This is a genomic window from Methanobrevibacter sp. (assembly GCF_045120835.1).
Taxonomy (GTDB): Archaea; Methanobacteriota; Methanobacteria; order Methanobacteriales; family Methanobacteriaceae; genus Methanocatella.
On record NZ_JBGVFE010000095.1, the window covers coordinates 17,188 to 37,556 of the forward strand.

Annotated in this window: 20 protein-coding genes; 14 read left to right on the forward strand and 6 right to left on the reverse strand. The window is 35.4% G+C overall.

From position 1 onward, the window contains the following. Positions 1–8: 8 nt before the first annotated feature. A complete protein-coding gene (gene carB / locus ACJMLO_RS08490; RefSeq protein WP_405295828.1) occupies positions 9–3,185 on the forward strand; it encodes a carbamoyl-phosphate synthase large subunit in 3,177 nt (1,058 codons plus the stop codon). An 18-nt stretch (positions 3,186–3,203) separates the two neighbouring features. On the opposite strand, the gene ACJMLO_RS08495 is transcribed toward carB, so the two are convergent. Next, on the reverse strand, positions 3,204–3,797 hold the full coding sequence (locus tag ACJMLO_RS08495; protein WP_405295830.1) for a zinc ribbon domain-containing protein: 594 nt from the start codon (positions 3,795–3,797) through the stop codon (positions 3,204–3,206). Between the two features lie 133 nt (positions 3,798–3,930). Here ACJMLO_RS08495 and ACJMLO_RS08500 point away from each other — a divergent pair, with 133 nt between their 5' ends. From ACJMLO_RS08500 to ACJMLO_RS08515, 4 genes are read left to right on the forward strand one after another with little or no spacing between them, the layout of a single operon-like run. Next, complete coding sequence (locus ACJMLO_RS08500; RefSeq protein WP_405295832.1) at positions 3,931–5,085, forward strand: amidohydrolase family protein; 1,155 nt, start codon at positions 3,931–3,933, stop codon at positions 5,083–5,085. Between the two features lie 41 nt (positions 5,086–5,126). Next, the gene (locus ACJMLO_RS08505) at positions 5,127–5,549 is read left to right on the forward strand and encodes a universal stress protein (RefSeq protein WP_405295938.1); all 423 of its coding nucleotides are present in this window, start codon (positions 5,127–5,129) and stop codon (positions 5,547–5,549) included. A 41-nt stretch (positions 5,550–5,590) separates the two neighbouring features. Next, positions 5,591–6,430 carry a CBS domain-containing protein gene (locus tag ACJMLO_RS08510; protein WP_405295834.1) on the forward strand — a complete coding sequence of 280 codons (840 nt, stop codon included), beginning with the start codon at positions 5,591–5,593 and terminating at the stop codon, positions 6,428–6,430. A 10-nt stretch (positions 6,431–6,440) separates the two neighbouring features. Continuing rightward, positions 6,441–6,899, forward strand: a complete 459-nt coding sequence (locus ACJMLO_RS08515) for a hypothetical protein (protein WP_405295836.1) — start codon at positions 6,441–6,443, stop codon at positions 6,897–6,899. A 163-nt stretch (positions 6,900–7,062) separates the two neighbouring features. Here ACJMLO_RS08515 and ACJMLO_RS08520 read toward each other — a convergent pair whose 3' ends face one another. From ACJMLO_RS08520 to ACJMLO_RS08530, 3 genes are read right to left on the reverse strand one after another with little or no spacing between them, the layout of a single operon-like run. Then, a complete protein-coding gene (locus ACJMLO_RS08520) occupies positions 7,063–7,722 on the reverse strand; it encodes a TfuA-related McrA-glycine thioamidation protein (RefSeq protein WP_405295838.1) in 660 nt (219 codons plus the stop codon). 1 nt (position 7,723) lies between these two features. Next, positions 7,724–8,914 (reverse strand): YcaO-related McrA-glycine thioamidation protein, encoded by a 1,191-nt coding sequence (locus tag ACJMLO_RS08525; RefSeq protein ID WP_405295840.1) that lies wholly within the window; start codon positions 8,912–8,914, stop codon positions 7,724–7,726. Between the two features lies 1 nt (position 8,915). Then, positions 8,916–9,557, reverse strand: coding sequence for a site-2 protease family protein (locus ACJMLO_RS08530; RefSeq protein ID WP_405295842.1), 642 nt, complete (start codon positions 9,555–9,557; stop codon positions 8,916–8,918). 49 nt (positions 9,558–9,606) lie between these two features. Between ACJMLO_RS08530 and ACJMLO_RS08535 the strand changes: the two genes are divergently transcribed. Continuing rightward, on the forward strand, positions 9,607–10,623 hold the full coding sequence (locus ACJMLO_RS08535; protein WP_405295844.1) for an aminopeptidase P family protein: 1,017 nt from the start codon (positions 9,607–9,609) through the stop codon (positions 10,621–10,623). 100 nt (positions 10,624–10,723) lie between these two features. Beyond that, entirely contained in the window at positions 10,724–11,584 is an 861-nt protein-coding gene (locus ACJMLO_RS08540) for an alpha/beta hydrolase fold domain-containing protein (protein ID WP_405295846.1), read from the forward strand. A 1-nt stretch (position 11,585) separates the two neighbouring features. Here the strand turns inward: ACJMLO_RS08540 and ACJMLO_RS08545 are convergent, their stop codons facing one another. Then, positions 11,586–12,629, reverse strand: coding sequence for an acyltransferase (locus ACJMLO_RS08545; protein ID WP_405295848.1), 1,044 nt, complete (start codon positions 12,627–12,629; stop codon positions 11,586–11,588). A 138-nt stretch (positions 12,630–12,767) separates the two neighbouring features. Here ACJMLO_RS08545 and ACJMLO_RS08550 point away from each other — a divergent pair, with 138 nt between their 5' ends. The 3 genes from ACJMLO_RS08550 (at position 12,768) to ACJMLO_RS08560 (ending at position 15,192) form a co-directional block, all read left to right on the forward strand. Then, positions 12,768–13,478, forward strand: coding sequence for a DUF4013 domain-containing protein (locus ACJMLO_RS08550; RefSeq protein WP_405295850.1), 711 nt, complete (start codon positions 12,768–12,770; stop codon positions 13,476–13,478). 13 nt (positions 13,479–13,491) lie between these two features. Then, positions 13,492–14,310 carry a Cna B-type domain-containing protein gene (locus ACJMLO_RS08555; protein ID WP_405295852.1) on the forward strand — a complete coding sequence of 273 codons (819 nt, stop codon included), beginning with the start codon at positions 13,492–13,494 and terminating at the stop codon, positions 14,308–14,310. A gap of 120 nt (positions 14,311–14,430) precedes the next feature. After that, positions 14,431–15,192 carry a DUF4013 domain-containing protein gene (locus ACJMLO_RS08560; RefSeq protein ID WP_405295854.1) on the forward strand — a complete coding sequence of 254 codons (762 nt, stop codon included), beginning with the start codon at positions 14,431–14,433 and terminating at the stop codon, positions 15,190–15,192. A 76-nt stretch (positions 15,193–15,268) separates the two neighbouring features. Here the strand turns inward: ACJMLO_RS08560 and ACJMLO_RS08565 are convergent, their stop codons facing one another. Beyond that, positions 15,269–16,150 carry a CPBP family intramembrane glutamic endopeptidase gene (locus ACJMLO_RS08565; RefSeq protein WP_405295856.1) on the reverse strand — a complete coding sequence of 294 codons (882 nt, stop codon included), beginning with the start codon at positions 16,148–16,150 and terminating at the stop codon, positions 15,269–15,271. Positions 16,151–16,226: 76 nt separating this feature from the next. Between ACJMLO_RS08565 and ACJMLO_RS08570 the strand changes: the two genes are divergently transcribed. The 4 genes from ACJMLO_RS08570 (at position 16,227) to ACJMLO_RS08585 (ending at position 20,271) form a co-directional block, all read left to right on the forward strand. Continuing rightward, positions 16,227–16,388 (forward strand): hypothetical protein, encoded by a 162-nt coding sequence (locus ACJMLO_RS08570; protein WP_405295858.1) that lies wholly within the window; start codon positions 16,227–16,229, stop codon positions 16,386–16,388. Positions 16,389–16,695: 307 nt separating this feature from the next. After that, positions 16,696–16,845, forward strand: coding sequence for a hypothetical protein (locus tag ACJMLO_RS08575; protein ID WP_405295860.1), 150 nt, complete (start codon positions 16,696–16,698; stop codon positions 16,843–16,845). A gap of 168 nt (positions 16,846–17,013) precedes the next feature. Then, positions 17,014–19,593: a lectin like domain-containing protein gene (locus ACJMLO_RS08580; RefSeq protein WP_405295862.1), complete on the forward strand. Its 2,580-nt coding sequence runs from the start codon at positions 17,014–17,016 to the stop codon at positions 19,591–19,593. Between the two features lie 111 nt (positions 19,594–19,704). Beyond that, positions 19,705–20,271 carry a transglutaminase family protein gene (locus ACJMLO_RS08585; RefSeq protein WP_405295864.1) on the forward strand — a complete coding sequence of 189 codons (567 nt, stop codon included), beginning with the start codon at positions 19,705–19,707 and terminating at the stop codon, positions 20,269–20,271. The last annotated feature ends 98 nt before the right edge of the window (positions 20,272–20,369 follow it).

A 20,369-nucleotide genomic window follows, 5' to 3' on the forward strand; every position in this document is an offset into this window, starting at 1 on the left:
GATTACATATGCCAGTTGATAAAGATATTAAAAAAGTATTAATTATTGGTTCCGGACCTATTCAAATTGGACAGGCTGCAGAGTTCGATTATTCCGGTTCACAAGCATGTAAATCACTAAGAGAAGAGGGTATTGAAACAGTACTCGTTAACAGTAATCCTGCTACCATTCAAACCGACCTTGGAATGGCAGATACTGTTTATACTGAACCATTAACTCCGGAAGTTGTTGCAAAAATCATAAAAGAAGAAGAAATTGATGCTATTTTACCGACCATGGGTGGACAAACAGGATTAAACATTGCAACAGGTCTTGGAGATTTAGGATTACTCGAAGGAATCAAAGTTATCGGTTCTGACGTTCAGACAATTAAGGATGTGGAAGACCGTGATTTGTTTGCAAACCTTATGGAAGAGATAGGTGAGGAAATTCCAAAATGTCAGGCTGTAGAAAGTGTGGATGAAGCACTTAAGGCCGTTGAAGAAATTGGTTATCCTGTCATCGTAAGGCCGGCTTTCACATTAGGAGGAACCGGTGGGGGAATTGCCCACAATGAGGAGGAGCTAATTGAAATTGCAACTCATGGATTGGATATGAGTTTCATCAACCAGGTTCTCATTGACGAATCAGTTCTCGGATGGAAAGAAATAGAGTTTGAAGTAATGAGAGACAAGGAAGATACCTGTATCATTGTCTGTACAATGGAAAACATTGATCCTATGGGTATCCACACCGGAGACAGTGTAGTAGTTGCTCCGATTCAATGTTTATGTGATGAAACCATACAAAGGATGCGTGATGCATCTATCAAGATTATCAGAGCTTTAGGAATTCGCGGAGGATGTAACATTCAGTTTGCACTAAACCCTGAAACCGATGAATATAAGGTAATTGAGTTAAACCCTCGTGTATCAAGAAGTAGTGCGCTCGCATCAAAAGCGACCGGTTATCCTATTGCTAAAATCTCATCAAAAGTGGCATTGGGACTAACTTTGGATGAAATCAAAAATGACATTACCAAAGAGACTCCAGCTTCTTTTGAACCTGCCATTGATTATGTGGTTATTAAAATCCCAAGATGGCCATTTGACAAATTCAAAGGAATTAGCCGTGAAGTCGGTGTTCAAATGAAAGCGACCGGAGAAGTGATGGCTATTGGAAGAACCTTTGAGGAAGCATTCCAGAAAGCATTAAGATCACTTGATATGGGCTTTGACGGATTTGAATATGTCGAATACACTGAAGAGGATCTTGCAAATCCGACTGATTTGATTTATTTCCAAATCTATTCCGCAATCAAAGACGGAATGGACATTGATAAAATCCGTGAATTGACCAAGATTGACAATTTCTTCTTATACAAAATCAGAAACATCGTAAACTTCGAAAACGAGGTTACCGCTGAAAAATTGGATGACGAAGAATATTTAAGAAAAGCAAAACAAATGGGTTGTTCAAATAAGCGTTTGGCCGAATTATCCGGTCAGACTGAAGAGTATATCAGAAACTTGCTTAAAAGATACAATATTGCCCAGTCTTATAAGATGGTAGATACCTGTGCTGCTGAATTTGAAGCTAAGACTCCTTATTACTACAGCAGTTATGATAAAGGAAATGAACTTGTTTCAACATCCAAGAAAAAGGTAGTTATTCTGGGTGCAGGACCTATAAGAATAGGTCAGGGTATCGAATTTGATTACTGTTGTGTACATTCATCTCTTGCTTTAAAAGAAGATGGAATCGAAACAATATTGATCAACAACAATCCTGAAACTGTAAGTACCGATTATGACATTTCAGACAAACTGTTCTTCGAACCATTAACTTTTGAAGATGTGATGGGCGTAATTGAACAGGAAAAACCAGACGGAGTAATTGTACAGTTCGGTGGACAGACTTCCATTAACCTTGCTGTGCCGCTTGCAAATGCAGGTGTCAAGATTCTCGGAACTCCGTATGAAAGTATTGATAGGGTAGAAGACAGAGAATTATTCGCAGAACTTCTGGAAAAACTGCATATCCATCAGGCGCCTTACGGAACAGCTAATTCATTCGAAGAGGCAAAGGAAATCGCTGAAAAAATCACATTCCCAGTGCTTGTACGTCCGTCATACGTTATTGGCGGAAGGGCTATGGAAATAGTTTATGATACAAATGAACTTGAAGAGTATATGCAGGAAGCCGTAAAGGTTTCACCGGACCATCCGATTTTGGTTGACAAGTTCCTTGAAGATGCAATTGAATTGGATGTGGATATCTTATGTGATGGCGAAGACGTATTCATTGCAGGAATCATGGAACACATCGAGGAAGCCGGTGTTCACTCAGGAGATTCAGCATGCGTAATACCTCCTCAGACAATTCCTGAGCATATTCTTGACACAATCCGTGAACATTCAACAAAACTTGCTTTGGAATTGGATGTTAAAGGATTGATGAATATTCAGTATGCAGTTAAACTTGATGAGGAAATGGTTTACATTATTGAAGCAAACCCTCGTGCAAGTAGGACCGTTCCATTCGTAAGTAAAGCTATTGGGGTGCCTCTTGCTAAAGTTGCAACCTGGATTATGGAAGGTGCTAAATTAAAAGACTTTGGTTTGGTAAAAGAAATTAAAATCGACCATGTTGCAGTAAAAGAATCCGTATTCCCATTCCTTAAATTGCCGGAATCAGATACAGTGCTCGGACCTGAAATGAAATCAACAGGGGAAAGTATAGGTATAGATGAAAGCTTTGGAATGGCGTTCTACAAATCACAGCTTTCTGCAGGAATGGAATTGCCTAAAGAAGGTAAAATATTCATAAGTGTTAAGGAAACAGATAAGAAAAAAATCAGACCAATTGCAGAAAAGGCAGCTAATTTAGGATTTAAAATAGTGGCCACTCAGGGAACTGGTGAATCAACAGGTCTTGCTGATGTTGAAACCGTCCTGAAGGTTTCTCAAGGGTCCCCAAATATCAGGGATGCTATCCTAAATAAGGAAATTGATTTGATTATTAACACTTCTGAAGGTAAGCAGTCCGCTCGTGACGGATATATTATCAGACGTCTGGCCATTGAACTTGGCATACCTTATGTAACCACATTGGCCGGAGCAAGAGCTGCACTTAATGCTATAGAAGCGGTTCAGAATAATAAAATCAATGTAAAATCTTTAAATGACTATGTTGATGGGGAATAATTATTCTCTATCCTTTTTTTAATTATTATACAGGTAATCTTTAATGTTAATACCGCAGGAAGGACATTCCTCATCCTCGGCTTTTAGCTTATTTTTACATTTAGGACAGTAGTTTAATTGAACTTTATAATTGACAGACGGATCGATGACTTTGTTGATTTCAATTTTTTGGGTGATATTTGTTCTTAAAACATTTTTATCCCAATTGTTGTCCATCAGGAGTTTTTTATAGTAAAATGCTTCGGTCATTGTATCATAATGGCCTATAATGTCATCTCCTTTTTGAATATAGAATTTGCGAATTTTATGATTGAACAGGATTTCTCCTTCCCTTTCTTTTTTATTGAATTTGGTTCCCTTGATTCTGCCTTTAGGTCGCTTTTCTGGAAATGGGGGAAGTTCCATGTTTTCATACTTGTTCTCAAGGTCACATTCTACAAGCAAATCGTAATCGAAATTACAAAAAAATAGTGCATCCCTTTCATATAATGCATCGGATAATTTTCTAAATTCTCCATAATCTTCATTGTTATATTTAACTCTGTATACGTCGCCAGTTTTTACAATATTCCTGTAGAAGTATCTTATTTCTTGAGAGTTAATAGGAATCACCTTGATGGTTTAAAAAGAAAATGATTATCGTAAATTTTTCTTTCACGATTATTAACTAATATTATGGTTTTTCGATTAAATAAATTTAATGAATACAAAATTATTTTAATAAAAAAAATTAGATTTTACATTAATGTTTACTATATCAAATGGAATTATCCTAAAAGGCCAGGATTTGGTCCCATCAAGAGAAAATATCGTCGTTGATGAAGGCAAAATCATTGAAATCAAAAAAGATGCCCGAGAAGGTAAAATCATCGATGTTGGCGGTGCTATTGTATGTCCTTCATTTATAGATGGCCATGTTCATATTGGGGACTCTATAATTAAAGATGAGGGCTATTCACTTACATTAAGTGAAATGGTCAAACCGCCTGAAGGCGTAAAGCATAAGGCTCTAGCTAATGCTTCGGATGATGAGTTGATTGAAGCCATGAAACAATCAATGTGGGATATGGTCAATTCCGGAACAACTCACTTCATAGACTATAGGGAAGGAGGAATAAAAGGAATTAAACTTTTAAATGAGGCTTCTAGAGATATTCCAATCCGGCCAATAATTTTGGGCCGTGATGACAGTTTTTATGGTGATGATCCTGATTTGAGTAAAGTCAAAAGTGCGATTCGAAAAATCTTAAAGGTGGCTGACGGAATCGCGCCAAGCGGTTTTGGAGAGATAACTTCAGATGTTGCAAAAATGATAACCGAAGAATGTAGCCGCCAGGGTAAGATATCCTCAATTCATGTGGCGGAATCGGAATCTAATCAGATTGAGTCTTTAAATAATGATAAAGTAACAGAAATTGGAAAAGGTGTTGAAACTAATTTTGACCAATTGGTTCATCTAACAAATCCTAAATCCAATGATTTGGAGTTGGTAACCAATTCTAATCAGAATGTTGTTGTTTGTCCTAGAGCAAATGCAACATTAAACGTTGGTGTCGTTCCCTTAAACAAAATGCTCGACTTAGGCATCAAGCCATTGCTTGGAACAGATAATGTAATGCTTAATTCACCAAACATGTTTAGGGAGTTGGAATTTACCTTAAAAATAATGTCTGTTTATTATAAGAGCTATATTAATCCAAAAGATTTGGTTAAGATGGCAACAACCAATATCTGCGGATTTAAAATCAACAATATTGTTAAAAAATCCGTGATTTTGGAGGATAATTTTGCGGAATTTAATGTTTTGAAATCTTTTTCTAAAAATCCTTACATTAATATATGTAATCGAGTAGAAACGAAAAATATATTATATACTATCAACAAAATATTTAGCATATAATATCATGGATATAAATCTGTATATTATGGGAGATGTTAATGATGTATAAAAAAATATTGGTTCCTACTGATGGATCAGAATTTGCTAAAAAAGCTCAAAAGCATGCTTTGTTCTTATCAAAAATGAGTGGGGCTAAATTGATTGCTGTGAGTGTCACAGAAAATAGTTTTGTTAACGGACTTCCATTAGACGATGAAATATACCAGTTGAATCAGATTTTAAAAGAAAGATCAGAAGAAAATCTAAAGGAATTTGATGAATTGAATGAAGATGATTTGGAGATTTCCCATGTAATTAGAGAAGGCTCACCTGCTAGAGTTATTCTGGAGGTTGCTGAGGAAGAAGCCGTTGACTTAATTGTAATGGGTAGTTCTGGTAAATCTGGTTTTGATAGATTTATTATGGGTAGTGTAGCAGATAAGGTTGTTAACTCAGCCAAATGTGCGGTACTGGTTGTTCATTAGTTAATTGCCATTTTATTATTATATTTATTGAAGGTGTTTTTATGTTAGTTAAAAGAACCATGTCTAAAAATGTTGTTAGTGTTTCCGTTCCAGGAAATCGTGAAAAAGTTTTAGACTTAATGAGAAAAGAAAACAAAGCAGTACTTCCAGTAGTAAAAGAAGATACTGACATTTTAGTAGGACTAGTGACTCGTTCCGATTTAATTAATAATCCTGATGAAGAACAAATTGCAATGTTGATGAGTAGAGATTTAATCACTGTTCATCCGGGTGATGATGTAGTGGATGCTGCTCGTGTAATGATGGAAAATAATGTTAGAAGAGTTCCTGTCGTAAACGATGACGGTGAATTGGTAGGAATTATCACTTCATTTGATTTAGTATCAAAAGCTTTAACCAAAATTGAAGTTAATGATGCAGTTGAAGATTATATGATTACCACCGTTCCAACCACATGGGAAAAAGCTCCATTAAACGTTGCATTCGAAACCATGAATCAATTCGGTTTAAAATCTGTTTTAGCACTTGATGACGATGCAAAATTATCAGGCATTTTAACTGAAACCGATTTCATTTCTGAAATTGAAATCATCTCAGAGAGAAGTGAACACAGTTCCACTGTTGGAACCGAAGGAGACAAATGGTCTTGGGATAGTACTTCAGTATTATACATAGAGAAAAACAGTTTAAAATTCACCGACAAGGTTGTTGGCGATGTTGCTATCGGCAATGTTGAAGTAGCCAATTCCAAAACTAAAGTTTCAGACTGTGCTAAAAAAATGAAAACCTTAAACATTGAACAAATCCCTGTTATCGGTGTTGAAGGCGATTTAGTTGGTCTTGTAAGAGCAAGTGACTTAATTAAGGCATTAGTGGAATAATTGGGATATAATGGCTGTTAGTCCAGTATTGGTACTCAAGGTTGATGACAGTACTGTCAGTGTTCGTGCACGATTATATGATGATTTTTCCGAACATGAAATTGTCTTAAACTCTGTAATTACTTATTGGTGGGCTAATAATATGCCTCCTGCCACTAAGTTTTTGGAGCTCTTTGATTCAGTCATCAAAAGGACAATTAATGAAATAATGCCTCATAAGACTTTAAATATAAAATATGATGTCAGGGCAAATCAGGTTCTGGATGAGGCCTCTGAAATTGAAATTACTTTAAGTTCCGTTGTAGCGGATGATGTAGGGTTTAAAATTGAAGGAGGCACTGTTTCTTTAAAGGGACTTAAGAAGATTGGAAGTGATTTTGAACCTCAGGAGTTTACAGCCGGTTTTGATCACAATATTGAAACTCCCGACATTGTCTTAAAAAGATATTTGGAAATGAAAGAAAATTAAACTTTCATTTTATCTCCTTATTTTTTGTTTGATTATATTTGTTCAACGATTAATTTAAAAGGTATTTTTGGATAAACTATTATTTTAATTGAAGTTTATTTTATTTTGGTGAGTGGTTAATTATAATCAATGCATAAATTTTTGTCAAGTATATATGGGTTTCCTAAGATTTGTCAATTTCGTTTTTAATAGTTATGAGCAACTCTTTTGCATCTTCCTTTTTAATGTCTGGGGATTGTCGAATAAAATCAATGAGTTTTCCTTTTTTATCATCGCTTAGCGAGGATTTTCTTAATGTTTGAGCATAGTTTCTTTGAGGATAATAGGTGTCCTTGGTTATTTTTATCAATTCCTCTTTTTCAGATTCGTCTATGATATTTTCACGAAGGGCATTTGAAAAAACATAGTCCATATTGATTAAAGGTTCTGATAGTGCTTCCAGAGTATCGCCGTCAAGCATTACTGCAACATCGTCATCGGAATCAACCTTGCCTGTAGTATATTGGTTGTAAACATATCCTATTCCAATCATGCCCAAGGAATCAAGTTCTGATGCCCTTAAGGCACCCATGCTTGAGGCGCCATAAACCGCAATGCCCTTATTCATTACATTAAGTATTTCCTTATGCCCCACGGCGGAGTTTTGGTGAAATACTCCATCAATGATTGCAATGATGTCGGGGTTTTCTTTAATGGCATGACTCAAATCCCCTCTTTGAATAGGTCTTTTGTAGATTACTTTGATGTTGTCAGTGGAATCAAGAATTTCCCTTGCTTCATCAAATGGAAGGGATAGACCTGTGTAAACAATAATCTTTATCATTTTATCTTACTTTTAAAAATCGGTAGCCTGCTCTTGAAGGGTCAAGAGCATAAAGTTCCATTTCAGGTATAATGACTCTTACAACACTAACGTCCACTTCAGGACGTGTCAAATCATAATACAATATCTTATCAATATCATTGGCCATCAATTCTTCCTTAACGATGTCCAAGTCTCGGTTAATGGAAGTTGTGGATTTGTTCTCAATACTTGAAAGGTCGATTTTTTCATCTTCCTCTTTAAAGTAGTATTTGTTTATACGTTTCATACGCTCATAGCCTGCTTCACGAGCAAAATCTGCTCTGACGGTATCTTCACGGGCACCGTTAATTTGTGTCGCTCTACTTTGTGCCACTTCGGTCAGTGCCCTTAATATTGCAACTTCCGGATCCAGATGGGTTCCCATACCCAATGTCAAAAGTCCGGCGTCTTTTGTAACTGTGTCATCTGCTGAAGCTGCAATTGTGGGGATATTGATGTCTGCTGTAAAGTCCATGAGTTTGATTTTAATGCCATTTGATTCGAATTTCTCAAGGGTGTCATTAACAATATCGCTTTCAATGCTGTCGGTGTCAATCTGGGCATAGTTTTTATGGGTCAGCTCAAATATGCTCCATGCGTCCCGTTCAATCACTTCGAATATTCCGTGTAGCACTGCCTCTTCAAGGATATTTCCAGAAGCAAGGCCATTGGTGTTTGACTTGAACAGGGATACTGGGTATTTATATGGGTGAAAAATAGCATTGGTTGGAACATAATATTCTTTATCTGAAATTATGTCCTTTGCAGAGCTCCATTCCAATTTCATTGAATTTAAATTTTCCTTCTTAAAGTCTTTTGGCAGATTCAGGGTTTTGGGATTGATGTAATTTGAATCAATCTCATCAACTGTTGCAATGATGCTTTCGTCAGTGTCTTGCTTTTCAGCAGAATATCTCTCAAAAGCCTCCATCATTGCAGAAGCTCGGGCATGGTCTTTTGTAATTCCCTTGCCTCCATAGATGCTTATTGCTCCGTCTTCTGCAGTCGGCCTGATTGCAGTATAAATTGGAAGGCCAATCCTGTCCAAATCGGTAATGTCTGCAATACGGGTTACGCCTGCGACTTTCAGTTTGTCTTCATTTATTTCAATCGTTTTTTCGGGTGAAATAACTCTATGTGTTCCCTTGAAGTATGTTAACTCATCTGTCATTTTAAATTCCCAATATCATTCTTACGATATTTTCAACACCTATTGTCATTGATCCTGCAGTTAAAATTCCTGCAATCGCTATTGTAACAATCCAAATTCCGATATTCCAACTCAACACCTTTGACCCATCAAGGTTTCCAATTGGAAGTAAATTAAAGACAGCTAAAAAGCTGTTGACTGAATAAGCAGCAGAACTTATTATAAATATCCAAAATGAAGTCTCTGAGTTGAATGCAGATGTATAAACTGCAGTTGCAATTGCCAAAAATATTAGTGCAAGGGCTATATTGACTATAGGGCCTGCAATTGAAATCTTGCCGTTGATTTCATCTGTCATGTAATTTGCATAGGTGTAAACCGCACCTGGTGCTGCAAATACAAATCCGAAAAATGATGTCACTAGTGCAAAAATCAGTCCCTGAGGCCATAGCTTAAATTCCGCCCAGTAACCGTATTTCATTGACACGAATTTGTGTCCAAGCTCGTGTAAAATGAAACCTGTACCTACACCAACCATTACAATCGGTAACATTTGGAGGATTGCATTTGTGTCTCTTCCTCCATTTGCAATTGCAAAACAAAGTGAAATAACGAAAAATGCAATTAGTAAATCTCTTACTTCGCTTCCTGTAAATTTAATCATAATGTTAAAATATCTAGTTTTATATATAAAGTTTTTTCTAATATTAATTATGGACTTGCATATAACTAATATTTTAAATGATTTAAAAAAGGATGATTTTCAAGCTTATCTGTTAACCAAATTCACAAATGTCGAGTATATTTCAGGTTATAAGCCAACAAGCTTTGCTTTCTGTATCATTAAGGAAAATCCCATAATCTACGCTTCCGGAATGGATATGGAACTGGCCAGTCGTGATTCTTCAATTGAGGTCAGGGAGCATGATTCATTCGAATCAATGATTGGCGAGCTGAAAAAGGAAGGCATTAAACGCCTTGCAATTGAGCCGACATTGCCTTTCAGCACATATGCTAGGTTCAGGGATGATTTTGAAATTGACTCTAAAACATATATTGACAAGCAAAGAATGATTAAGACTCCAGATGAAATCGAAAAGATTGCTGAAGCTACTGAAATTGCCCAAAAATCATTTTTGCAATTGGATATTCTAAACAATAAAAATACCGAAAAGGAAGTTGCCTTTGATTTGGTCAGGGCAATGATTGAAAACGGAGCATCCAAGGAGTCATTTGATACGATTGTGGCTACAGGAGCTGAATCATCACTTCCTCATGCAATTCCTCAGGATAAGGTATTGCAGCAGCCGGTTTTGATTGATTGGGGAGCTATTTATCAGGGATACTGTTCTGACAATACTCGTACCGTTGTTTACAGTGAACGTCAGCAGGAAATTTGGGATATTGTTGCCGAGGCACATGACAAGGCTATCAAGGCAATCAGACCAGGCATTAAATGTTGTGAAATCGATAAGGTTGCACGAGACATTATTGAAGGTTATGGATATGGGGATAAGTTTATCCACTCGACAGGACATAGTTTAGGTTTGGATATTCATGAAACTCCAGGATTTTCACTGCGTGATGAGACAGTAATTGAAAAGGGCATGGTAATAACCGTGGAGCCTGGAATTTATCTGGAAGGTGAATTCGGAGTACGTCTGGAAGATACTGTGGAAATTTCAAAAAGAGGCAATGTTATCGGCAATCTGCCGTTGAATATTTTGTAGTAAATGTGAAAAATTTCATGTGCTGCCAGATATCCACTTCTTTCGATGGTAAAATGTTTTTCAAAATATTTAAATTTATAGACTTTTAAATATTTTATTAATGCCGAATAAAAAATCATTTATTGCAAGAATAGAAGAGGGTATTTTGAGGCTTCTTAAAAACGACTATATGTGTTCACAGGACAAGGCGGATGATTTTTTAGCTGTTCAATCAAGAAAACCTCAAAAGGTTCCAGAAGGCATTTTCAAAACTATCACTATCAATCAAACACAGGTCTTTGCCTTTGGGGATGAAAATGCAGATAAGACAATTCTGTTCATACATGGCGGAGCTTATGTAAATGAAATAAATTACCAGCATCTCTTCTACTGTCGAAAGCTTGCACGAAAACTGAATGCAAGGGTGCTTGCACCGGTTTATCCGCTTGCCCCAAATCATACTGCAGATGAGACATTCGACATTGTCACTGACTTGTATAAACCACTAGTTGATAAGGATAATCTGACATTGATGGGGGATTCTGCAGGTGGGGGTTTTGTTTTATCGTTTGCGCAGTATTTAAAAACTATTGACTTGCCTCAGCCTGATCATATAATTGTATTTTCACCATGGGTTGATGTTTCAATGAGCGGTTTTCCTTATGATGATGAATCTGACCCAATGCTGGGTGAAGTGGGACTTAGAAGAATAGGAAAATCCTGGGCAGGGGAAATTGATGTCAGGGATTATCGTGTCAGTCCTCTTTATGGGGATAATTCCGGTTTGGCTGATGTCCTGATTTTTGCCGGCACTAATGAAATATTTTATAAAGACATCAAAAAATATGTCAGCAAACTTAAAGATGAGGATGTCAATGTAAGATTCATTGAGGCAGAGGGATTGTTCCATGTCTATCCGATGTTTCCCATGCCCGAAGCTAGAAAAGCATTTAAAGAAATAGAAAAAGAGATAATTAATTAAACTATCTCATATATAATACGTATTTTCCGACTTTTGGGATTCTGTAGATTATTGCCGCAGCAATATAGCTGAAGAATATCAATAAAACCCAAAGAATCAAAGCTTTTACCGGTTCTGTAAATGGTAACTTGACAACGACAGGAAGTAAAGGCAGTCTGAATAGGTTGTGTATTAAAAATACTGCAAAGGAATATTTTGAGAGTACTGTAATAATTTTGAATCCTCTAACACGTTTAACTCGGGAACATAATTCGAATAATGCAAATGATCCTGTTAAAACGAATGGGAAATCATACCATAACATAAAATTATAATTTATGCTGAATGCGTAGTATTCGAATAGAACGCAGACGGCAAAGGATATTATGGCAATCAACCATAGCTTGATGCTTCCAATTTTTTTGAAGAATTCTTTTTTAACAAGGTAACCCAAAATCATGTATATTCCGTAGACTCCGCCACTGAATCCAAGACAATATTGGATATTGACATTTTCAATGCTGTTCATTGCCAATACTGTGGTAACGAACGGAAGTATGAATGCTAGAAGTGAGAATAGGACTACTGCATGCCAAATAGTTTTTGCATCAAAGTGTTTGAGTGCATCTGAAACAAAAGGAAGTGAAAGATACATTCCTATAATCATTGGCATATACCACATGTGGCTAAAGAATAGGTTTCCTGCTTCTCCAAAGTTTACTTGGCCGCTTCCAACTGTAACAAATTGCAAACTGATTGCATAGAATACGCTCCATATTATGGTGATGATTATCAAGTTCTTACAGTTATGGGTCCAGAAATTACGAACGCGCTCATCATCATAACTTCTATCAAGTAAAAGGTAACCTGTTATCATTAAAAAAAATGGAACCCCAATACGTCCGATGAAAAGTGATGCGAAATTAAACAGTCTTGAAAATAGCGTAAAATGCATTGTAGCATCGGATGATATGATGTAAATGCCATCTGTTGCGTGAATATATAAAACTGTCAATATTGCTATCGCACGAACCAAATCAATCCATTCTATCCTAGTTTTGCCCATTAGTTTTTCTCCAATTTTGTTCTGTGTATTGTATTATATTTATTTTAAAATAAATAGTTTAAGTTTTAAATAATATTATGGATATAAATAGAATTAAAGCTCCTTTATTGAGTTTTCATTAAAATTTAGGTGAAAAAAATGGAAATAATTGAAATATTAACTGATGCTTTATATTATCCTCTGCAAAATATCAAAGCATTAATTATATATGTTATTTTAGGAATTATTTTTGGCGTTGTTTTTGGAGCGGCTGTCGGAGTTCTGGCCGTAAGTTTTGCAGCTCAAAATGTTCTAGCAACAATCGGTGCGGGAGTATTGGGATTTATTGTAATACTTTTAATCGGTTTTGTTGTTTTAGGTTATCAATTGGATATAATCAAATTGGGTATCGAAAGAAGTGATGATGCTCCTGAAATCGATTTTATGAGACAATTCATCAATGGATTCAAACTTTTTGTTGTAAATTTTGTTTATTTGCTAATTCCAGTTATTATCTCTTCTTTATTGGCAATTTTTTTACAGCACTGGATATCAATTGTAATTAATTTTATTGTAGGTCTTGTATTTGGATTTGCATTGATGATGGGAGAATGTAGATTGGCAAAAACCGGAGACATGATGCATGCATTGTCTGTTGGTGGAGCAATTTCCGACATTGGGGAAATAGGATTTGTAAAAGTAATACTCTTAATGGTTTTAATTGCTGTTATCGTATTTGTTTTATTCTTTATTGCAGGTTTGATTTCAAATGTTAATTCAACTATTGGAGGAATCATATTAGGTATTTTTGGAGTTTATGCAACCTTTGTCACTGGTAGAGCAACCGGTTTGCTATATTCTGAAATTTAAAAGAGGTGATTAAATGTATAAAAAATTATTGGGAATCTTAATCGTTGCAATTTTCGTCATTACCTCTATTGGAGTAATATCTGCAGGAGATTTGGATTCAATATCTGTAAGTGTAGTTTGGCATGATCATGGTGGCGATAGGCCAACAACAATAACTGTTGACCTTCTAGAAGACGGTAAAGTTGTTGATTCTGCTAAGTTAAGTGAAGCTGATTCTTGGAAAACTACTTTTGATGTAGATGGTGATGGGGATTATAGTGTAGAGGTGTCACCTATTTCCGGATATTCAACTTCCGTGAGCGGAAATGCTAAACATGGATTTGTGATTTCAAATTCTCAAATTGAAAGTGAGGTTTTGGGTGCAGATGACGATGATGCGTCATTAAAAGAATCTTCAAAGGATGATAAACTTTCTCAAGATGAGGATACAACCTTAAAAACCAGTGAAGATGAGGACACAACTTTGGAATTGAATCAAAGTGACGATGATGCTTTAAAATTGAATCAAAGCGATGATTCACTCTTATTGTCAAATGGTACTGGAAATTCAACAAATTCAACAAATTCCACTAACTCTACAAATTCAACAAATTCCACTGATCCTGTCGATGATAATTCTAAAGAGGACAATAAGGACAAGGGCGATTCAGATAAAAAAAGAACCAAAACAACTGTAACCACTACAACTATAACAAAAGTTGCAGATTCTGATAAAAAAGATCCTGCAAATAATACTACAGTTGCTGATACTAAAAACACTGGTTTTCCATTAATTGTTTTAGTAATTGCGGTATTTGTGGCGATTCTTGTTCCAATTGTACGTAAAAAATAAAAAAAGTAGATGATTAATCATCTACATTTATTTTCTTTTTATAACCTTATTTCTTTTTTTTCAATGATGGGTCTAGTAAGAGGATGATGGTAATCAAATTAAATAGGTCTGGGAATAATCATGCCATTATTTATGCTTAAAGATGCGTGGAAATATTGCATGTACAATAAGAAATTCTTTTTATTGTTACTGCTGTTTTTATTTGTCATCTCTTATATTCAGGATGCCATTGCTCCACAGCTTGATTCCAATTCATCGACGATTGTTCTAGTTTTAACTTTAATTTTAATTATGGGTTATGGAATGCAGATTACCAATGATAGAATAAATCATGGTAAAAAATTGCCTGCAATTAATATAAAAAAAGTGTTATTCCTTGGAACCAAAGCTACTATCGTAACTTTGGTTTATTATCTTGTTCAGAGCTATATATTGGACTTAGTTTGTTTTCCATTGGATTTTCCAGAATTTGACTTGTCCGACTTGTTATTGGACTTGCCAAATACATTGCATATGATATATTCCCATAATCCCGTAGATACCTTAATTTTCATTTTTACGGGTTCGATTATATTCTATCTGTTTTCCATTTTCTATGAATTGGCATTGGCATTGATAGCAGACGATAAACGTTTGTTAGATGCTTTTAATTTAAAATTGTTAATAGAACTCATTGAGGTTATAGGATGGAAAAAATATATCGTTCATTGTACTTTCATTATTTTGGCGATAGTAATCTTGGGTTATTTTCAATATATCTCATTTCCGTATTGGTTTTTAACCTACGCCTTTTCAATATTCACTCTATTTTTAATGTGGGTAACTCAGTTCATGGGTATTGGGGCCATTTATTCGCTTATTAAAGAGGGAATGTCTCATTGATATTATCCATTTGCCTGCCAATCCCAAGTTCAAGATTAAAAAAAGAAAAAAATTGATTATTCAGATTTTTGAATAATCATGCATCCTGAGTGTTTTCTTCAATTTCACCGTACCAATTAGTTTTCTTACCAACATAATAGGTTACAATTAGTAAGAATACACTAAAAGCAATAGAAATTATGAAATCAGGTAGTTCTGTTGTTGAAGATGTTGTTGTAATTCCAAACATAACGAATAATGAGATACTAAGGTTATTTGCGGTATGCAATGCGGAACTTACTTCTATACCATTGGTTTTCCATGTAAGGAATCCATAAACAAGGCCTGATACAAATATTCCAATGATTCCCATAATATCATAACTGTGGCCAACTGCAAAAACTATTGCTTGAAGAATTATTGCTAAAATCGGTATGTTAAACCATGATCCGAAGGTTTGCATAATCAAACCACGGAATACGTATTCCTCAGCAATACATTGTAGCGGCACTAAAATTAAAGTTATAATAAGGAACAGTATTGAAAAGTGCATTGTGCCTTCCGGTTTTTCAAAAAGAAGGGATACCAATCCAAAAATAATGTATAGTATGAATGGAAGTATAAAAGCTTTAAGATATAGTCTAGAATTCCATCCTCCACGTGAAGAGGCATATGATGAAAATGGTCTGTCTCTGACAATCTTTGTGGCAAGATACAGGGCAGGAATCATGATAATAACTCCCAAATCAGTAACGATTTCCCCAACTTCAGTATTAAGGACTTCATATCCTCCATTCAGAACAGCGGTTATTGAATCCCATCCAAATGCTCCAGTACAGGCAACTGTAACTATTATGTCAAGTATAAAAAGCAGTATGACACCCAATACGAAAACAAGTATAGGTTTGTACCATCTGTACTTTTCGAAAGTTTTTGGAAAAGTCATATAATCCGAAATTTCTTTATCATTTTCTGTCATGGTAATTATTATTATTGTTTTTACATATAACCTTTTTTGAAGTATTTTTCATGATGTTGAAACCAATGGATTTGCTTTGATAGACATCAACGGCACTAAAACATATGTTAAAGTGGATGGAGGCTTTGCTTATTACAAAACATTTTTAGAGTCTGGTGATTATAATGTTACTGTTACCTACTTAGGTGATGACAAATTCAATCCTGCAGAAACAAACAATATGATTTCCAAAGGCTGATGTTAATGAAACCGCAACAGGTCTCATTGCTTTTGAATTGGAGGGTGATATAATATATCTTCCAATCAACAACGGTAAAGTGGTAAATGAATATTCCTTGCCAATCGGACACTATAACATAACCATAACCTATATTCAATGGTGATTGAACCTATGTAAACTCAAATGCAACTGCCAAAGTGGTGGTAAATAAATCAGCATCAAAGATAACTGCCAAAAATAAAGCCTTTAAAAAGCTAAAAAAGTTAAAAAATACACCATATCTTTAAAATCAGGTAATCAGGATATTAAGAAAGTCAAAGTTACCTTGAAAGTTAATGGCAAAACCTACAAGGCAAAAACAAATGCCAAAGGTAAGGCAGTCTTTAAAATCAAGAAACTGTCCAAAAAAGGCAAATTCAAAGCTACAATCAAGTTTAAATGCAATGCATACTACAAGCAGTTAGCAAAAAGGTAAAAATAACAGTTAAATAGTAGAATTACATTCTCCTAACTTTTTTTATTATTTTTTTTAAATTTAAATAGTCTTTCAATCAAAATATTATTAGTATGTTGTTTTTTTTTTTACGAATGTGAACTAAAATAAAAACTGACAACAGGAAAAAATTAAATCGGCGGTCCACTTATGAAGTTGAAATTTAAGTTATTCTCCATTATAGTAATTTTGTGCATTCTGATTGGTTCTGGAATTGTTTTAGCATCAAATGGCCAATCTGATGTCAATGGCGATAATTCTATTAATGATTTTTATGCTGACCTTGTAAATGCTAAGGGCACATTCAACATGACTAAGGATTATAAATTTCAGGGCAATGATTCCGGACAGGTTATGGGCGGAGGAAATTTGACAATTAATGGTAATGGGCATAAGATTGACGGTTCCAACAATCTTTCAGGAATTTCCATTGACAATTCTGGAAAACATGGAAAGATCGTTATCAATAATCTAACTCTCACAAATATTGAAGGGCTGGTCATATACAGCGAAAGCTGTGAACTCGTATTGAATGACATTGTCATTATGGATGATTCTAATGGAAGCGAGATAGAAGGGCTTGTAAGCATTTTTGAATCTGATAATGTCATTTTAAACAATTGCACTTTTAAATCAAATTCAAATTCATCTGCCGTATCCATAATGAGTTCGAACGTGACCGTTAAGAATTCCATCTTTTTAGGAAGTGGTGATGCTTATTCCGCCATTGTTCAGGATAGAGGATCTTTGAAAATTGACAATTGCAGTTTCAGGGATTGCCATTCTGATTATGGAGGAGCGCTTAATTTCAAGGGAGATTACCTCTCAATCAAAAATTCAAATTTCTCAAATTCATATGCTTCAATAACCGGAGGAGCTATTGTTGGAAAGTATTTTCCTAGAGATATAGATGACAAGCCGGTTTCCTCAGATGCCATGCTGATTGAAAACTGCATATTTTCTAAAGTTTCATCATCAAGCAATGGTGGGGCAATATATATGGATTTGGATTCGGGGTCTAAAAACATTCCTCAAAGATTGAATGTCGTCAACTGCAGCTTCAATGAATGTTCCTCCAAGTTCGGCGGAGCAATCGTGAATCTTGGAGGCGCTTTGAATATTGAAAATTCAAGATTTGCTGATAATGCTGCAAAATCCACTGGTGGTGCAATATACACATCATGGACCAATTTGAACGTCACCAATTCCACATTATCAAATAATGCGGCTAAATCGAATGCAAGTGCAATTTATCTCGATAATGGAACGTTCACTGTAAACAATTCAAATCTATCGGGCAATAAGGTTGTCTATGCAAATGGAGGTAATTTTATTGGCCAGCTTTTCAATAACATTTCCAATGGCAATGTGATTTATGCCAATGACGCTGAAAATCATTTCATCAATTCAACATTTGACAATGGGGGCGTAATCTATGGAAACTTCATCAGGGATTCTGAAATAAAAAATGTAAGTTCAACTGATTTGTTATCATTGAATAACACTGATTATATCGTTTCAGTTGAAAATAAGGCGATAAAACTTAATTTAAAAAATAATACTGCAAATATTGATAAACTGCCATCCACATACGATTCACGTGATTTCGGATGGGCTAGCCCACTTAAATTTCAGGGAGATAATCTTGCCTGTTGGGCTTTTGCCACAGCAGGTGCATTGGAATGCTCACTTCTCAAATCCACAGGTGTTCTATACAACCTATCTGAAAACAACATTCAGGACATTCAGTTAAGGTATAATCCTATTGGAGATACTAGAAACAATGTTACAGGATTTGCTTACAGTGGATTGGGCTATGCATTAAGTTGGAACGGTCCTGTAATGGCTCAAGATGATCCGTATGATGAACGTGGAATGATTTCCGAAGTGTCTCATACAAATAACAGAATCCATCTTCAGGACGCAAAGATAATTTTCCCTGAAGAAAATGACACTGTAAATTCAATCAAGCATGCAATAATGGAATATGGTGCGGTAACCATTCAGTTTGCAGTTGGGGATTTTAAATATAATTACCAGGATACTGCCGAGCAGCCTACACACTTTGTTTCACTAATCGGTTGGAATGATTCCATTCCTGCCAAGGATTTTAAAGACATGGATGATAATAAGTCTCCTTCAAAGCCTGGAGGTTGGATTATTAAGGATTCTGAAGGTTCTGAAGTGGGGGACAAGGGATATGATTATCTGTCCTATTATGATAAATCCTTTTTAGCTAATGATTATTATGCTATTGTGCCTCAGGCGGCCGCAGTTGCATATATTTTTGAAAATACAGAGGATTATCATGTGAACTATCAGACTGACCTGACAGGTTTGGCAGGCTTTGACGGTAACTTCACTTATTATTCAAATGAATTCACATCCAAATACAACGAGTCAATCGGAGCTGTGGGAACCTACTTCAACGATTCGGGCATCGAATATTCATTTGATGTTTATGTCAACGGCAAATTGGCACATTCCCAAAACGGAACCAGCGAGTTTGCGGGATTCAAGACAATCGTTCTGGACAAATATGTTCCGATTAAAACAGGAGATAAGTTTAAGGTTGTCTTTAAGAATAATGCAGTTCCTTATCAGGCATTTTCAAGACAGCATTACATTCCTGGAATGAGCTTTGTAAGCGATGACGGCCAATCATGGAAGGACATAAGTCTTGAAAATAAAACTGTCTGTCTTAAGGTTTACACAATTAATCAAAATTAATTTTTCACTTTGTAAAATTGGAATCATCTGTGTTAATCTTTATGATTATTATAAGGGAGATTGAATATATATTATAAGTTGTAATATATTTCAATAGGTTAGGTGATGTTTATGGATGAGTACTTAATTGAAACACCAAGTATAGATTACATGAATCCTCATATTCAAGAAAAGGTTGGCGAATTAATCAGTCAATCAGATGATGATGAGGATTATATCAAAAGATGCTATTTATTTGTTAGAGATGAAATCCCCCATTCATGGGATATTGGTGTAAATATAGTTTCAAAAACAGCCAGTGAGACATTGATGAATAAGACTGGAATATGTTGGGTAAAATCATGTCTCCTTGCAGCGCTTCTAAGGGCAAATGGAATTCCATCAGGAATCAGCTATCAGCTTCTGACAATAGCAGAAGATGACAGTCAAGGCCACATTATCCATGCTTTAAACACGGTTTTCAATAGAGATAAATGGGTTAGGATTGATGCTCGAGGAAATAGTGGGGGCAGCGATGCAGAATTTAGTTTGGATAAAGATCAGTTGGCTTTTCAAGTTCGTGAGGAATTCGGAGAAATTGATTACAACGACAATAATGTGGATTTGGATGAAAGACTGGTGAATACACTAGCGCAAACTGAGAATTTGTTTGAAATTAACATAGATTTTGACTTTTGATTTTGTTGGAATGATTTGATGATGCATCTTATTGATGGTGCTGGGGATAATGAATTTGGAGTTTTTATGCTGCTATTTTTTCAATTAATTTGGCAAGC

What these genes read in the sequence shown, in the direction of transcription:
- carB (WP_405295828.1), top strand. Translation starts at nt 9, where the DNA reads ATGCCAGTTGATAAAGATATTAAAAAAGTATTAATTATTGGTTCCGGA.
- ACJMLO_RS08500 (WP_405295832.1), top strand. Translation starts at nt 3,931, where the DNA reads ATGTTTACTATATCAAATGGAATTATCCTAAAAGGCCAGGATTTGGTC.
- ACJMLO_RS08505 (WP_405295938.1), top strand. Translation starts at nt 5,127, where the DNA reads ATGTATAAAAAAATATTGGTTCCTACTGATGGATCAGAATTTGCTAAA.
- ACJMLO_RS08510 (WP_405295834.1), top strand. Translation starts at nt 5,591, where the DNA reads ATGTTAGTTAAAAGAACCATGTCTAAAAATGTTGTTAGTGTTTCCGTT.
- ACJMLO_RS08515 (WP_405295836.1), top strand. Translation starts at nt 6,441, where the DNA reads ATGGCTGTTAGTCCAGTATTGGTACTCAAGGTTGATGACAGTACTGTC.
- ACJMLO_RS08520 (WP_405295838.1), bottom strand. Translation starts at nt 7,722, where the DNA reads ATGATAAAGATTATTGTTTACACAGGTCTATCCCTTCCATTTGATGAA.
- ACJMLO_RS08525 (WP_405295840.1), bottom strand. Translation starts at nt 8,914, where the DNA reads ATGACAGATGAGTTAACATACTTCAAGGGAACACATAGAGTTATTTCA.
- ACJMLO_RS08530 (WP_405295842.1), bottom strand. Translation starts at nt 9,557, where the DNA reads ATGATTAAATTTACAGGAAGCGAAGTAAGAGATTTACTAATTGCATTT.
- ACJMLO_RS08535 (WP_405295844.1), top strand. Translation starts at nt 9,607, where the DNA reads ATGGACTTGCATATAACTAATATTTTAAATGATTTAAAAAAGGATGAT.
- ACJMLO_RS08540 (WP_405295846.1), top strand. Translation starts at nt 10,724, where the DNA reads ATGCCGAATAAAAAATCATTTATTGCAAGAATAGAAGAGGGTATTTTG.
- ACJMLO_RS08545 (WP_405295848.1), bottom strand. Translation starts at nt 12,629, where the DNA reads ATGGGCAAAACTAGGATAGAATGGATTGATTTGGTTCGTGCGATAGCA.
- ACJMLO_RS08550 (WP_405295850.1), top strand. Translation starts at nt 12,768, where the DNA reads ATGGAAATAATTGAAATATTAACTGATGCTTTATATTATCCTCTGCAA.
- ACJMLO_RS08555 (WP_405295852.1), top strand. Translation starts at nt 13,492, where the DNA reads ATGTATAAAAAATTATTGGGAATCTTAATCGTTGCAATTTTCGTCATT.
- ACJMLO_RS08560 (WP_405295854.1), top strand. Translation starts at nt 14,431, where the DNA reads ATGCCATTATTTATGCTTAAAGATGCGTGGAAATATTGCATGTACAAT.
- ACJMLO_RS08565 (WP_405295856.1), bottom strand. Translation starts at nt 16,150, where the DNA reads ATGACAGAAAATGATAAAGAAATTTCGGATTATATGACTTTTCCAAAA.
- ACJMLO_RS08580 (WP_405295862.1), top strand. Translation starts at nt 17,014, where the DNA reads ATGAAGTTGAAATTTAAGTTATTCTCCATTATAGTAATTTTGTGCATT.
- ACJMLO_RS08585 (WP_405295864.1), top strand. Translation starts at nt 19,705, where the DNA reads ATGGATGAGTACTTAATTGAAACACCAAGTATAGATTACATGAATCCT.